Below are 14,380 nucleotides of genomic sequence, written 5' to 3' on the forward strand. Positions count from 1 at the left end.
GGTGACGGGAAAGCCCCAGTTTAGCCCTGCTCTGTGGATGCGCCCAACGGTTGTGGCGACGGCGGCTGACGCAGCGGCCGGGTGCGGACCACCTGCGGCCACCAGAACCAGCGTCCCAACAGCGTCGCGATGGACGGCATCATGAACGCGCGCACGACGAACGTGTCGAACAGCAGGCCCAACCCGATTGTGGTGCCGACCTGCGCGATCACTCGCAGATCGCTGACCACCATCGACGCCATCGTCAGCGCGAACACCACGCCGGCGACTGTGACGACGCTGCCGGTACCGCCGATCGCGCGGATGATGCCGGTCTTGATGCCCGCGTGGATCTCCTCCTTGAACCGCGACACCAGCAGCAGGTTGTAGTCCGATCCCACGGCGATGAGCGCGATGATCGACATCACCAGCACCATCCAGTGCAGTTCGGTGCCGATGATGTGCTGCCAGATCAGCACCGACACACCGAACGACGCGCCCAGCGACAGCGCCACGGTGCCCACGATGACGATTGCCGCGACCAGGCTGCGGGTCAGCACCAGCATGATCATCAGCACCAGACACAGGGCGGCCAGGATCGCGATCATCATGTCGTAGCGGGAGCCGTCGGACATGTCCTTGAACGTCGCCGCGGTACCGCCGAGCTGGATATTGGCGTCCTCGAGCGGGGTGCCTTTCAGCGCCTCGATCGCCGCGATCTTGATCGGTTCGACGCGGGCGAGCGCCTCGGGTGTGGTCGGGTCACCACGATGGGACACCAGCAACCGGACGGTCTTGCCGTCGGGTGAGAAGAAGCTCTCCATCGCCCGCTGGAAGTCCTTGTTCTCGAACACCTCCGGCGGCAGATAGAACGAGTCGTCGTTGCGGGCCTCGTCGAACGCCTTCCCCATCTCCGTGGAGTTCTCGCTCATCTCGTCCATCTGGTCGTAGAAGCCGCCCATGGTGGCATACGTCGTCAGCATCATGTGACGCATGCTTTCCATGGTCTCGATCATCGGCGGGAACGTCGCGAGCATCTGCGGCAGCAGCGCCCGCATCGTCTCCATGTTCACCAGGGCTTTGTCGAACGACTCGGTCATGGTGCTGATGCCGTCCATCGAGTCGAACAGCGACCGGAACGACCAGCACAACGGGATGTTGTAGCAGTGCGGTTCCCAGTAGAAGTAGTTGCGGATCGGCCGGAACTGGTCGTCGAAGTTGGCCACCATGTCGCGGATCTGATGCACGGTCTGCTGCATTTCCGTGAAGTCGTCGATCATCACGGTGGTGACGTTCGACAGCTTTGTCATCAGGCCGTACATGGTGCGCATGGTGCCGATCGTGCGGGCCAGATCGTCGGCCTGGACCTTCATGTCGGCCATGCGGTCCTTCATCAGCTTCATGTTCTGCTGCTGACCGACGCCCTGCATGCTGATCAGGAACGGGATCGAGGTGTTCTGGATCGGCGCCCCGTCCGGTCGGCTCGGCGCCATCACGCGGGCCACGCCTTCCACGGCGAAGACCCGCTTGGCGAGGCGGTCGAGGACCAGGAAGTCCGATGGGTTGCGCAAATCCCGGTCGGCTTCGACCAGGAGGATCTCCGGGCTCATCCGCGACAGCGAGAAGTGCTCGGTGGCGGCCTGTAGTCCGGCGTTGGCCGGGATCGATTCCGGGACGTACTTGGTGTCGTCGTAGCTGGTCTGGTAGCCCGGCAGCGCGGCGAGCCCGATGAAGGACAGCGCCAGCGAGGCCACCAGGATCGGGCCGGGCCAGCGCACCACCGTGGTGCCGACCCGTCGCCACGCGCGGATGCGCATGGAGCGCTTCGGTTCAAGGAGGTTGAACCGGCTGCCGATGGTGACGACCGCGGGTCCGAGGGTGAGCGCGACGGCCACGCCGGCGATGATGCCGACCGCGCAGGGCACGCCCATGCTCTGGAAGTACGGCATCCGGGTGAACGACAGACACAGCATCGCGCCCGCGATGGTCAGGCCAGAGCCCAGCACGACATGTGCCGTCCCGCGGAACATCTCGTAGTAGGCCTGTTCGTGGGTGGCGCCGGAGGTCCGGGCCTCCTGATAGCGACCGACCAGGAAGATCGCGTAGTCGGTGCCGGCGGCCACGGCCAACGAGATCAGCAGGTTGGTCGCGTACGTGGACAGCCCGATGATCTCGTAGTGCGCGAGCGCGGCGACGACACCGCGGGCCACCAACAGCTGCGTGAGGACGACGACGAGTAGCAGCAGCACGGTGGAGACCGAGCGGTAGAAGAACAGCAGCAGCACGATGATCACCGCGAAGGTGACCAGCAGGACGATCGCCATGCTGCTCTCACCGGCGATGTTCACATCGGCGATCAGGGGGGCCGGCCCGGTCACGTGCACCCGCACCCCGGGTGGCGGTGGCGAGTTGGCGACGATGTCGCGCACCGCGGCGACGGCCTCATTGGATTCGGTCTCGCCCATGTTGCCGGCGAGGTTGAGGGTGGCGTAGGCGGCGCGGCCGTCGGAACTCTGGGCCGCGGCCTCGGTCAGCGGGTCGCCCCATAGGTCCTGGATGTTGCGGACGTGTTGGGTGTCGGCGGTCAGGTCCGCGATCAGCTTGTCGTAGTAGGCGTGCGCGTCATCGCCGAGTGGCTTCTCGTTCTCGCTCTCCAGCACGATCAACGCGATCGAGTCCGAGTCGGACTCGCCGAAGAGCCGGCCCATGTCGGCCATGGCCTGCATGGACGGCGCGTTGCTCGGGCTCATCGACACCGCGTTCTTCGCGGCAACGATCTCGAGTTGGGGCACCAGCACGTTGAGGCCGACGGCCAGCAGCACCCAGCCCAGGACGATGGGTACGGCCAGGCGACGGATCCACAGCGCGAGGAAGCGCGGTTCCCGCAGGTCCTGGCGGGTGCCGGCGTGGCGCATCATGAGGCCTTGGCGATGCAGTAGATGTAGGCGCTGACGTTCGAGACGGTGCGCTCGTCCTTGACCTCGCCGTCGGCGGTGATTCGGCATCCGAGGAAACTGCCGTTGCCCTGAGCCACGATGTTGCCCGTCACCACCACCGCGTCGGTCTCGACGTCGACAGACCACGGCAGGGAGACGCCCGTGAGCTGGTTCGCGTCGCCGTCGGCGTCGGTGTAGTTGATGTCGGCGACCGCGCCGGGCTCACCCCAGATCTCGTACCGCAGGATCTTCGGGTCCGACTTGTTCGAATCCTCGGTCATGCTCCCCACGTAAGTCGGTAATGGGTTGGCCGCGAACATGTTCCGCAGGCGCCACACCGCGAAGCCGGCGACGACCAGCACGATCACCAAGACGAGAGGTATCCACGCTCGGGTCAAACGGGTGAGAATCGGAAGTCCTTAGAGATCGGCGCAGGCCTCGGCTTGTGACGGTTAGAGGGAAGGCTAACCTACCTAACTTCTCGCGTCGACTACCCCCCGGGGGTTTGCGGTTGCCAGCGGGCGGTGAGCACCCCGAGCGCGCCGAGGGCGACGGCGGCTGCCGTCGAGGTCCGCAGCACCGTCGGGCCCATGCGTACTGCGACGGCCCCGGCTTCGGTCAACGCCGTCAGTTCCTCGTCGGTGATGCCACCCTCGGGCCCGACCACGAGCAACAGCGAGTCGGCGTGCGCGGGCGCTTCGGCGAAGGCGCGGCTGGCAGATTCGTGCAGCACCAGCACGGTACCGGGAGCGGCAGCGCGGACCCGGTCGACCAACTCCGGGGTGGTCACGACGCCGTCGACGTCGGGGATGTGCGGGCGTCGCGACTGGCGGGCCGCGGACCGGGCCACCGCCCGCCAGCGCCGCAGTCCCTTCTCGGCCTTGGCCGCCCCGTCCCAGCGAGCGACGCACCGGGCTGCCTGCCAGGCCACCACCGCGTCGGCGCCGGCCTCGGTGGCCAGCTCGACCGCCAGCTCGGAGCGCTCGGATTTCGGGAGGGCCTGCACCACGGTGACCGACGGCGTCGGGCGCGCGACGTCGCGGCGGTCCTGGACGCGCGCCGACAGGCTGTTCTTGGTGACGTCCTCGACGATGCAGTGTGCGACCACGCCGGCACCGTCGGACAGGTCCAGGTGTTCGCCGGGACGGATCCGACGCACCGTGGTGGCGTGGAAGCCGGCGTCGCCGTCGACGACGGCGAGGTCACCGACGTCGGGCAATGCGTCGACGTAGAACAGGTCGCGCACGCGGCGACCGCCTAGCGGCCGGTGAAGGTTTCGCGCAGCCGCGAGAACAATCCCCCGCCGTGGGAGGAGTTGTTCCCCGAAGCGTTGCGTACCGCGGCGGAGTCGCGGGTGCGTTCCTGAAAAGCGCGCAACAGCTCGATGTCCTCGTGGTCGAGGCGCGTCGGGATCATCACGTCGATGTGGGCGTGCAGGTTGCCGCGCACGCCGGAGCGCAGGTGCGGCATGCCGTGGCCGCGCAGCGTCGTCACCGATCCGGGCTGGGTGCCCGCCGCGATCTCGATCTCGACGGGTCCGTCGAGGATCGCGTCCAACGTGACCGTGGTGCCCAGCGCGGCGTCGACCATCGGTACCGAGATCGTGCAGTGCAGGTCGTCGCCGTCGCGCACGAAGATGTCGTGCGGCTTCTCGTGCACCTCGACGTAGAGGTCACCGGCCGGACCGCCGCCGGGGCCGACCTCGCCCTGGGCGGCCAGGCGCACCCGCATGCCGTCGCCGACACCGGCCGGGATCTTGACGCTGATCTCGCGGCGGGCGCGTACGCGGCCGTCACCGGAGCACCGGCTGCACGGATCCGGGATGACCTCACCGACACCGCCACACACCGGGCACGGCCGCGAAGTCATGACCTGGCCGAGCAGCGAGCGCTGCACGGTCTGGATCTCGCCGCGTCCGCCGCAGGTGTCGCAGGCCACCGGTGTGGAGTTGCCGTTGGTGCCCTTGCCGTGGCACAGGTCGCACAGCACCGCGGTGTCGACGGTGACCTGCTTGGTCACGCCGGTCGCGCATTCCTCCAGGTCCAGCCGCATCCGCAGAAGTGAGTCCGACCCGGGCCGGACGCGGCCGATCGGGCCGCGGGATGCGGTGCCGCCACCGAAGAACGCCTCGAACACGTCGCCCAGACCGCCGAAGCCACCGAAGCCACCGCCACCGGCGGCCGCCGATTCCAGCGGGTCGCCGCCCATGTCGACGATGCGCCGCTTCTCGGGATCGCTGAGCACCTCATAGGCGACGCTGATCTCCTTGAACCGCGCCTGGGCTTCCTCGTCGGGGTTGACGTCTGGATGCAGCTCACGGGCCAGCTTGCGGTAGGCGCGCTTGATCTCCGTATCGCTGGCGCCTCTACTCACTCCGAGCAGCCCGTAGTAATCGCGTGCCACGCTGTACCTTTCCCACCCTCTGACCGGCGACGAACCGCAACGGGTCAGCGGCTACCTAGAACCTCGCCAATATAGAGAGCAACTGCGGCGACATTGGCGATGGTTCCCGGATAGTCCATCCGAGTGGGACCCAACACACCCATGCCGCCGAACACCTTGCCCGAACTGCCGTACGCAGTGCTCACCACCGACGCTCCGGCCATTTCCTCGGCTTCGGTCTCGTGCCCGATACGCACGGTGACCTTACCCGCCTCCTGTTGCTTGGCCAGCAACCGCAGCACCACGACCTGTTCCTCGAGGGCCTCCAGCACCGAGCGCAGGGAGCCGCCGAAGTCCGCGGTGTTGGCGGTCAGGTTGGCGGTGCCGCCGAGCAGCAACCGCTCCTCGGTGTGCTCGACCAGCGTTTCGACCAGCACGGTCGCCGAACGACCGACCGCGTCGGCCAGGCCGCCCTGGCCGGTGATGTGGGAGGCCAGGTCGCTGACCGCGATCGACGCCGCCGAGAGCGGTTTGCCCTCCAGAGCTGCCCCGAGCAGGTCGCGCAGCTGGCTGAGCTGGTGCTCGTCGAGCGCATCACCGAGCTCGACGATGCGCTGGTCGACGCGGCCGGAGTCGGTGATCACGACCAGCAGCAGCCGCGCAGGGGTCAGCGCGACCACCTCGAGGCGGCGGACCGTGGAGGTCGACAGCCGCGGGTACTGGACGACGGCGACCTGGCGCGTCAGCTGCGCCAGCAGGCGCACCGCGCGGCGCAACACGTCGTCGAGGTCGACGCCGGATTCGAGGAACTGCAGGATCGCTCGGCGCTCGGCGCTCGACATCGGTTTGACGTCGTCGAGGCGGTCGACGAACTCGCGGTACCCCTTCTCGGTGGGCACGCGCCCGGAGCTGGTGTGCGGTTGGGTGATGTACCCCTCGGCTTCGAGCACGGCCATGTCGTTGCGCACAGTGGCGCTGGAAACTCCGAGGTTGTGCCGCTCGACGAGGGCCTTGGATCCGATGGGTTCCTTCGTGGCCACGAAATCAGCGACGATGGCTCGAAGAACTTCGAATCTGCGGTCGTCCGCGCTGCCCATACCTCACCACCTTCCCCTCATTCGTCTCCCGCTGACCCGACCATTTTACGAGGATCTGCGCTGGTGCCCGCACTGCCGCGTCGGGTTAATCTTGCAGGGCTAAGTATTACCGCGGGGGCAGTGGGCAAACGAGGCGCGCAGATGATCTTCAAGGGAGTCCGTGACGGTCGGCCCTACCCTGACCACGGTCTGACGCACCGGCAGTGGGCGCAGATCCCGCCGCGACAGATCCGACTCGACGAACTCGTCATGACGACGACCGTGCTGGCGCTCGACCGGCTGCTGTCGGAGGACTCGACGTTCTACGGCGATCTGTTCCCGCACGCCGTGCGATGGCGCGGCAGCGTCTACCTCGAAGACGGCCTGCACCGTGCGGTCCGGGCCGCGTTGCGTAACCGCACCGTGCTGCACGCGCGGGTGTTCGACATGGACGAACCGCTGCCGCAAATGGGGTGAATCCTGGCCGATGCGACCGGCTCGGCGTTCTCAGTAAACAGCGCGACGGTCGGTCTCCGGCCGCGCCACGGCCGTCTCTTCTGCACCACCCAGCGCAGACGTGGGTTAGGTGAGGCGAACCTATTGTGGCTCAGGCGAGGCACAGCTAATCTCTAGGAGCCTCACAGGCAATTCACAGCTACCCACAGGAGATCCCGTGCCAGTTCAAGTACGTGCCGGCGCCGCCGAATGCGACCACGAGACCAACCGCTCATGGCGCGATTCGCGCCTCAACAAATTCGCGCTGGCGGGCGCGACGATGGTGACGGCCGGCGCCCTTGCCGTCACTCCGGTCACGGTCACACCGACCACGACCACGCTGCCCGACCCGCAGGTCGCGTCGATGGTGCATCTCTCGGCGTTCGAGAACCCGTTGACGCTGTGGGTGACGACGATCTCGAACACGCTGGTCACCAGCGGCGGACTGGGCCTGAACTTCGTCGAACAGGTCACCGAGCTGGGCCAGACACTGGGGAACCCGGATCTGCAGCGGGAGTTCGTGAGCTCGCTGGTCGGCACCATCGCCGACCCGGCCAACATCCTGCGCCAGACGTTCGGCTTCCCAGCCGAGTACGGCTCGCGGATCATGGCAGCGCTGCAGTCCTCCGGAGGCGCGTCCAGTGACGCGTTCTCGAAGCTGCCGGCGGCGCTGTCAGCCTCGCTCGGGTATCTGCTGCGCGGCGAGTTCCTCCTCGCGTTCGGCGAGATCAATCACTGGTTCCTGACCGACGGGCTCAGCGACGGGCGCGGCGCGCTGCTCGACGCCCTCCGGATCCCCGGTGACTTCCTGGAGTCCATCGGCCTGGATCCGCTGGCACGCATCCTCGGCACGTCCTGGATGGACGAGGGCACCACCGGTCCCGGGTACGGAGCCGGCCTGCTGTCCCGCGGCGTGATCGGCAACTTCGGTCGAGCGCTGCTGGCGCCTGCGGTCACCGCGATCTTCCAGACCATGGAGATACTCGACGAGGCCCGCGAGGCGCTGTTCTCCGGTGATCTGGTGACGCTGGCCAGCGCCGTGATCAACGCACCGGCGAAGATCATCAACGCCTTCCTCAACGGATACGAACCGGCGTTCAAGAGCGACCCGGACCACCCGTACAACGTCCCGGGTGCACCCGGCCAGAGCTTCCCGGGCCTGCTGTCCCCGACCGGGACTTTCGACTTCTTCTTCGTGCAGATCCCGCAGCAGATAGCCCGCGCGCTGAAGATGGAGAAGCCGGTCGCAGCACCCGAGGCCGCGGCGGCGCGCATCGCGCTGGCGGAGTCCTCGTCGCCGGCCGACACCACGGTGGGCAGCGACACTGACGCGATCACCCTCGACCTGGTGTCCTCGACCACCGGCGCCACGCCTGAAGGTGAACAGCCGGCGGCCACCGACAGCGTCGAAGAGGTCACGGACGAGGCCGAAGAGACCGACCTCGAGACGGCGGAGGACGTCACGCCGCAGGAACCCGCCGGTGAGGACACCACCGGCACCGACGGGGACGACACCTCGGCCTCGGCCGGCGGCGACAGCGGCAAGACCAGCAGCAGCAACCGCGAGCGCCGCGGCGGGGACCGCAGCGCACGATGAGGTAAGTCTCTCGACGAGGAACCAACGCCTTGGGGATAGCCGATCCGGCTATCCCCAAGGTCTTTTCAGGGCCAGGTCAGTCCGAGGCCATGGCCTCGCGCAGACTGCGAGGGCGCAGATCCGTCCAGTTCTGCTCGACGTAGGCCAGGCACTCGGCGCGGGTGCTCTCGCCGAACACCACGCGCCAGCCGGCGGGCACGTCGGCGAACACCGGCCACAGACTGTGCTGGTCCTCGTCGTTGACCAGCACGTAGAACGTGCCGTTCTCGTCATCGAATGGATTGGTGCTCATCACTTCTCCTCATTGCGTGTCCGTCGGTGGCGCCGAGCTTCGCGCCCAGAACTCGGTCCGAGAGCAACCCGAGGCAGGACAGGTTCGGGAATCCCGGCCCCTGGTTCAATCCGGACAGCCCGGGCAGGAACACCTTCGGCGTCACACCCGAGACTGCGAGGTCGTACCCGATCGATTCCTCGAGCGCCTCCCCGGTCAGTGGTCGGCCCAGACCCAGTTCCAGCAGGTCGCGCGCGTCCTGGGCGAACAGCGGCAGGAACCACAGCGCGTCCGCACCGGACCCGTCGATCACCAGGTCGAAGCCGTGCACGGTCTCGAGTCGCTCCCCACCCCGATCGCTGTTGAGCGTCAAGCGGATTCGGCCGTCGCGCGCAACCGCGTGGGCGACGCGGCCGCGCAGGTGGCGGATCCGGTCGTCGGCGAGCAACGCGTCCTGCACACGGGCCGAGAACACGCCCCGGTCGGTGCGGGCCATCGCGTCGCGCCGTTCGGACAACGTCAGACCGGTCCAGCCCGTGGGGTCGGAGAACAGGGTGTTCTCGAAGAAACTCTCGCCGCGGGTGAACAGCGTGACCGACGGCGAGATCACCGTGATCGTCGATACGCGGTGGCGGAACAGCTCGTTGAGCATCGACGCGGCCGTCTCACCGCCGCCGATCACCGCGACCCGCTCGGCGGCGATGCGTTCATGTTCGGCGGCGCGATGCCAGAACTGGGCGATCGACAACACCCGGGGATGGCCCGGCAGGATCGAACGCTCGGCCTGGCCGGGGCCGGTGATCATCACGCCGTCGGCCTGCACCGCGGCCTCGTGGGTGTGCAGCGCCCAGCGGTCACCGGCGACGGGAGCCGATTGGCCGCTCGCGACCGAGATCTGCTGTACCTCACCCGAGACGACGGCCATCCCGACCTGCTCGGCCACCCAGCGCAGGTACTGGCCCCACCTGCGGTGCGTGGGCGCGGGCCGACCGCGGTCGACCCACTCGGCGAACTGTCCGGTGCCGATCAGATAGGACTGCCAGCTGTAGCGGGTCATCCGCTCGTCGAGCTCGGCGTTGCGCCGACGCACCAGGGCGGAGCGGTACGGGAAACCGATGTCCTTCTCCGGATTGGTGCCCAAGCGGTGCTGACCGTCGGTCCAGCCACCCATCGCATCCCAGTTGGCGGCGACTTCGGCGCGCTCGATCACCACCACTTCGGGGGTCTCGACGCCCATTTCGCGCAGCACGGCGGCTTTGGCTGCCACCGCCACTGCTTTGGCGCCGGCGCCGATCACGGCCAGCGTGGTGGTCATCGCAACACCTCACGAAGTGCGTCGTGCCAGATTGATTGCAGCTCTTCGATATCGGATGCGCCGAGCACATCCGGCACCGTACGCCACTGCGTCACCAGCGCCGGTGTGTCGCCGTGCGCCACCACTGCGGCGACGATCGCCAGTTCGTGGCGGACGGCCAGGTTGGGTTCGGGCACCGTCGACAGACCGGTGAGCAACAGGCGGTCGGCGACCACCGCGCCGTCGGTGGGCTGCAGGTCCGCGCGGCCCAGGTAGTTCAGCAGTACCTGAGGCTCCGGGTGAGCTCGCAGCGTCTCGGCGGTGTCGGTGCGCAGATACCGCTGCAGCCCGTAGTCGAGTCCGCCGCTCGGCACGCTCGCGAGTTGGACGGACACAGCGCGGGGGTCGTCGCTGGGCAACCGCAGCGGGTAGATCGCCGACAACAGACCCACGGTGTCCGCGAGGTCGGCGTCGCCGATCGGATTGCGCCCGTGGGTTTCCAGGGCCACCAGCGGCGGCGGCGTGGGCTGCTCGCGGCGCGTCCGCCACCGGGTGATCGTGCGGGCCAGCGCGGCGACGAGGACCTCGAGCACCGACTGTTCCCCGGACAGCAGACGCGCCGTCAGTTCGGCGTCCGCGGCGGCGACGCTGACCTGCAGAGCAGCGGCACGGTCGCGCTCGGGCTGTAACCGTCGAGTGCCCAAGGCGGGATCGGCACCGTCGAGTTGAGCCAGCCAAAAGTCGGCGTTGTCGAACTCGTCTGCGCGCTGGTGCAACAGCGTCGACCACTGTCTAAAGCTGGTGTGCTCAGCCGGTGTCGCCGGGGCGCGCCCGGCGGCCAGGGCATGCCAGGCGGCGTCGAGTTCCCCGATGACGATCTGCCAGGACACCGGATCCATGGCGAGCACATGCGCGGTCAACACCAGCACGCTGGTGTCGGTGTCGGCAATCCGCAACCACACCGCGTCGAACAGTGGGCCGCGCTGCGGGTCGAGGCGTTCGAGTGCCGCGGCGGTGTGCCGCGCGACATCAGCGGTCAGGTCTGCGCCGGCCTGCGCTTCGGTCAGCAGGGTGTCGACCGGATGATCGACCAGGGTCATGGTGTCGCGATCCAGGCGGGTCCGCAGGACCGGGTGGGCATCGACGACCCCGCGCATTAGGGTTTCGACCTGTTCGCGTGTGATCCCCGAGGGCAGCCGCAGCGCCTCGGTCGAGGCCAGCCGGCGCGGATCACCGTGCTCGTAGAGCCAATGCGCGTTGGGCAGCAACGGGATCGGCCCCCGGTCGTCGTCCGCATCCGCGCGAGGCCGCGCGACGTCGTCGTCGATCGCGGCGGCGAGTTCGCGCACCGTGCCGCACTCCAGCATCAGCCGGGCCCGCATCACCACACCGCGCCGCCGAGCTGCCTGCACCACCGACAGCGCCACGATGCTGTCGAGACCGAGTTCCAAGAAATCGGCTGTCACGTCGATGTTCTGGACACCGAGCACCTCGGCGAGCACCGCGGCCAATTCGACTTCAGTCGGAGTCTGCGGGGTGACGGTGACGCTGTCACCGTCAGGTTCGAGCGCCGCCAGCGCGGGCTCGTCGATCTTGCCGTGCGCGGTCAGCGGCAGTTCGTCGACCGCCACGATCCGGTTGGGCATCAGGTACCGCGGCAGCCGGCCGAGCAACCATGCGCGCACCTCGTCGACCGGCGGGCCGCCGGTCACGTAAGCCGTCAGGCGGGAGCCGCTGCGGTGGGGTCGCACCGCCACATGGGCCTGCGCCACCGCGGGGTGGGTGACCAGTACCGCGGCGACCTCGCCGGGTTCGACCCGGAAACCCCGGATCTTCACCTGGGTGTCCGACCGGCCGAGGTAGGCCAACGTGCCGTCGATGTCGCGCCGCACCACGTCGCCGGTGCGGTACATCCGCGCGCCCGGCACGAACGGGTCCGGCAGGAAGCGGGTCGCCGTCTCCCCCGGTCGCCCCAGGTATCCGCGGGCGAGCTGTCCGCCGGCCAGGTAGAGCTCGCCGACGGCCCCGGGCGGTACCGGCCGCAGCCACGAATCCAGGACATAGGCGCGGGTCGTTGCGGTGGGCCGGCCGATGGTGGGCCGCTCGTGGGCGGCGATCGGCGCCACCACGGCTTCCACTGTCGTCTCGGTGGGGCCGTAACAGTTGAAGGCGGCCATACCGGTGCGGTCGCACTCGCCCCGGATCTGTTGCCACATACCCGGGTCGATGTTCTCGCCGCCGAGCGCCAGCACGGCCAGCGGCACGGTGGTGGTCAGTCCCACGTCGCGGAGCTGAGCGAACATCGACGGTGTCGTGTCGATCATGTCGATGCCGAAGCGGGCGATGGTCTCGACCAGGCTTTCGGCATCGCGTTGGGTCGCATCGTCGATGATGTGCACCAAGTGCCCGTCGAGCAGTGCCGCCAGCGGCTGCCACGCGGCGTCGAAGGTGAACGACCACGCGTGCGCGATGCGCAGAGGGCGCCGCATCCGCTCCGCGGCCGGGCGCAGGATCGCCGCGATGTGGTCGTCGGCGTAAGCCAGTAGCGCCTCGTGGGTGTCGATGACGCCCTTGGGTTCTCCGGTGGTGCCGGAGGTGAACACGATGTACGCGCCCTGGTGCGGCGCCGGCCGAGCGGGCCGGTAGTGCCCGGGCGGTTCGGCGGTGGCAGCGGCCATCAGGTGCTCGTCGACGACCACCGCGGCCCCGGAGCGGCGCAGGATGATGTCGATGCGGTCGGCCGGCATCGCGGGATCCAGCGGCACGATCATGCCGCCGGCTTTGAGTACGGCGAACATCGCCACGACGTAGTCCGCGCCGCGGCGCAACCGGATGGCCACCGGCGTCTCCGCGCCGACCCCGGAATTGATCAGCACCGCCGCCAACCGGTCGGCGGCCTCCTCGAGCTGCCGGTAGGTCAGTTCGCCGCCGTCCCAACTCAACGCCACCGAACCCATCCGGTCGGCGGCGATCTCGGTCAGTCGGTTGTGGACACCGGCAGAGTCCGGTGTGCTGCCGGCTCCGGCGGACACCGGGGCATCCTCAGGCAGCACGCTGATCTCGCGCAGCGGACGGTCCCAGCCGTCGACCAGTCGTTGCACGGTCGCCAGGAGCCGCTGACCCAACGCCTCGGGGGTGACCGCGGCCAGTGCGCCGTCCTTGGCCTCGACCAGCACCGTCAACCGACCGTCGGTCAGGTGTGCGGCGATGGTCACCGGAAAGTGCGCCAAGCTCTGCAAGGCCACCGGGGTGAACACCGCGCCGTTGGCCTCCAGTGGTGTCGACCCGGCGACCGCCCCCGGCGGGAAGTTCTCGTAGACCAAAAGCGTGTCGAACAGTTCCCCCACGCCGCCGAGCGTCCTGAGCTCTGCGTGCCCGAGGTAGCTGTGGTCCCGCAGCGTGGCCGCGTCATGTTGCAGCGCAAGGCATTGCGCACCGACCGGGGCGCGCGGATCCAGCCGCACCCGCAGGGGCACCGTGTTCACGAACAGACCGACCATCGACTCGACACCGGCGAGTTCACTGGGCCGGCCCGAGACCGTGACGCCGAAGGTGACGTCGGCGCGGTCGGTGAGCGAGGACAACGTGAGCGCCCAGGCCATCTGGACCAGCGAGTTGAGTGTGACGCCCCGCGCTCGGGCAGCCTCCACCAGCGCGTCGGTGGTCTGCGAGTCAGCCTGTAGCTCAGTGGTTTTCGGCAGACCATCACCGGACGTCCCACCCAGGGACGGCGTGAGCAGTGTCGGGCCGTCGAGTCCGGCCAGGTGATTCCGCCACAACGCACGGGCATGGTCGTGGTCGCGTGCCGCCAGCCAGCCGATGTAGTCGCGGTAGGGACGCGGCGGGGCAGGCAGCGCCGCGGGGTCCCCACCGGAACGGTAGAGGACCAGCAGCTCGGACAACAACAGCGACAGCGACCATCCGTCGATGGCGATGTGGTGTGCGGTGATGACGAAACGCCAACGCTGCTCGGCTGATTCGAGCAACAGAAAGCGGATCGCCGGTCCGCGCGCCAGGTCGAATCGGCGGCTGCGTTCGTGGGCCTCCCGAGCCTCGACCTCGGTGGGGTCGCAATGCTCGTGGCGCCACAGCACCTCGATCTTCTCGGGGATGACCTGCACGGGTCTGGTCAGATCCCCTTGGAAGAACGCGGCCCGCAGATTCGGGTGTCGCACCAACATCGCGGTGGCGCAGTCGTGCAGCAGGGACACGTCGAGGTCACCGGTGATGTCCGCGCTCATCCCGATCACATACGGGTCCTCGCCGTCGCTCATGGACGTCAGCGAATACAACCCGTGCTGTAGCGGACTCAACGCCATCACATCGGCGATGGCGTTGGCGGGTCCTCCG

Annotated in this window: 10 protein-coding genes; 2 read left to right on the plus strand and 8 right to left on the minus strand. The window is 68.4% G+C overall.

Annotation, left to right across the window (positions count from 1 at the left end; genetic code table 11):
- Nucleotides 1-20: 20 nt before the first annotated feature.
- From ACQI46_RS13585 to hrcA, 5 genes are all read right to left on the minus strand, one after another.
- Entirely contained in the window at nt 21-2,894 is a 2,874-nt protein-coding gene (locus tag ACQI46_RS13585; RefSeq protein WP_427094780.1) for an RND family transporter, read from the minus strand.
- Nucleotides 2,894-3,313, minus strand: a complete 420-nt coding sequence (locus ACQI46_RS13590; RefSeq protein WP_427094542.1) for an MmpS family transport accessory protein — start codon at nt 3,311-3,313, stop codon at nt 2,894-2,896. The genes ACQI46_RS13585 and ACQI46_RS13590 overlap by 1 nt, the downstream gene beginning before the upstream one ends.
- Nucleotides 3,314-3,405: 92 nt before the next feature.
- The gene (locus tag ACQI46_RS13595; protein WP_427094543.1) at nt 3,406-4,161 is read right to left on the minus strand and encodes a 16S rRNA (uracil(1498)-N(3))-methyltransferase; all 756 of its coding nucleotides are present in this window, start codon (nt 4,159-4,161) and stop codon (nt 3,406-3,408) included.
- A gap of 11 nt (nt 4,162-4,172) precedes the next feature.
- The gene (dnaJ, locus tag ACQI46_RS13600; protein ID WP_427094544.1) at nt 4,173-5,318 is read right to left on the minus strand and encodes a molecular chaperone DnaJ; all 1,146 of its coding nucleotides are present in this window, start codon (nt 5,316-5,318) and stop codon (nt 4,173-4,175) included.
- Between the two features lie 44 nt (nt 5,319-5,362).
- Entirely contained in the window at nt 5,363-6,394 is a 1,032-nt protein-coding gene (hrcA, locus tag ACQI46_RS13605) for a heat-inducible transcriptional repressor HrcA (RefSeq protein WP_427094545.1), read from the minus strand.
- A 141-nt stretch (nt 6,395-6,535) separates the two neighbouring features.
- Between hrcA and ACQI46_RS13610 the strand changes: the two genes are divergently transcribed.
- Nucleotides 6,536-6,850, plus strand: coding sequence for a type II toxin-antitoxin system VapB family antitoxin (locus tag ACQI46_RS13610; RefSeq protein WP_427094546.1), 315 nt, complete (start codon nt 6,536-6,538; stop codon nt 6,848-6,850).
- Nucleotides 6,851-7,046: 196 nt separating this feature from the next.
- Nucleotides 7,047-8,465 carry a hypothetical protein gene (locus ACQI46_RS13615; RefSeq protein ID WP_427094547.1) on the plus strand — a complete coding sequence of 473 codons (1,419 nt, stop codon included), beginning with the start codon at nt 7,047-7,049 and terminating at the stop codon, nt 8,463-8,465.
- Nucleotides 8,466-8,541: 76 nt separating this feature from the next.
- Here ACQI46_RS13615 and ACQI46_RS13620 read toward each other — a convergent pair whose 3' ends face one another.
- From ACQI46_RS13620 to ACQI46_RS13630, 3 genes are read right to left on the minus strand one after another with little or no spacing between them, the layout of a single operon-like run.
- Nucleotides 8,542-8,757, minus strand: coding sequence for an MbtH family protein (locus tag ACQI46_RS13620; RefSeq protein WP_427094548.1), 216 nt, complete (start codon nt 8,755-8,757; stop codon nt 8,542-8,544).
- Entirely contained in the window at nt 8,735-10,051 is a 1,317-nt protein-coding gene (mbtG, locus tag ACQI46_RS13625; RefSeq protein WP_427094549.1) for an NADPH-dependent L-lysine N(6)-monooxygenase MbtG, read from the minus strand. The genes ACQI46_RS13620 and mbtG overlap by 23 nt, the downstream gene beginning before the upstream one ends.
- Nucleotides 10,048-14,349 (minus strand): amino acid adenylation domain-containing protein, encoded by a 4,302-nt coding sequence (locus ACQI46_RS13630; RefSeq protein WP_427094781.1) that lies wholly within the window; start codon nt 14,347-14,349, stop codon nt 10,048-10,050. Before ACQI46_RS13630 ends, mbtG begins: the two co-directional genes overlap by 4 nt.
- Nucleotides 14,350-14,380 lie beyond the last annotated feature (31 nt).

The organism is Mycobacterium sp. SMC-4 (assembly GCF_050205565.1).
GTDB lineage: Bacteria > Actinomycetota > Actinomycetes > Mycobacteriales > Mycobacteriaceae > Mycobacterium.

Excerpts from the sequence above, each read along its gene's own strand:
- mbtG (WP_427094549.1), bottom strand. The coding sequence starts at position 10,051 with ATGACCACCACGCTGGCCGTGATCGGCGCCGGCGCCAAAGCAGTGGCG.
- ACQI46_RS13630 (WP_427094781.1), bottom strand. The coding sequence starts at position 14,349 with ATGGCGTTGAGTCCGCTACAGCACGGGTTGTATTCGCTGACGTCCATG.
- ACQI46_RS13620 (WP_427094548.1), bottom strand. The coding sequence starts at position 8,757 with ATGAGCACCAATCCATTCGATGACGAGAACGGCACGTTCTACGTGCTG.
- ACQI46_RS13585 (WP_427094780.1), bottom strand. The coding sequence starts at position 2,894 with ATGCGCCACGCCGGCACCCGCCAGGACCTGCGGGAACCGCGCTTCCTC.
- ACQI46_RS13610 (WP_427094546.1), top strand. The coding sequence starts at position 6,536 with ATGATCTTCAAGGGAGTCCGTGACGGTCGGCCCTACCCTGACCACGGT.
- hrcA (WP_427094545.1), bottom strand. The coding sequence starts at position 6,394 with ATGGGCAGCGCGGACGACCGCAGATTCGAAGTTCTTCGAGCCATCGTC.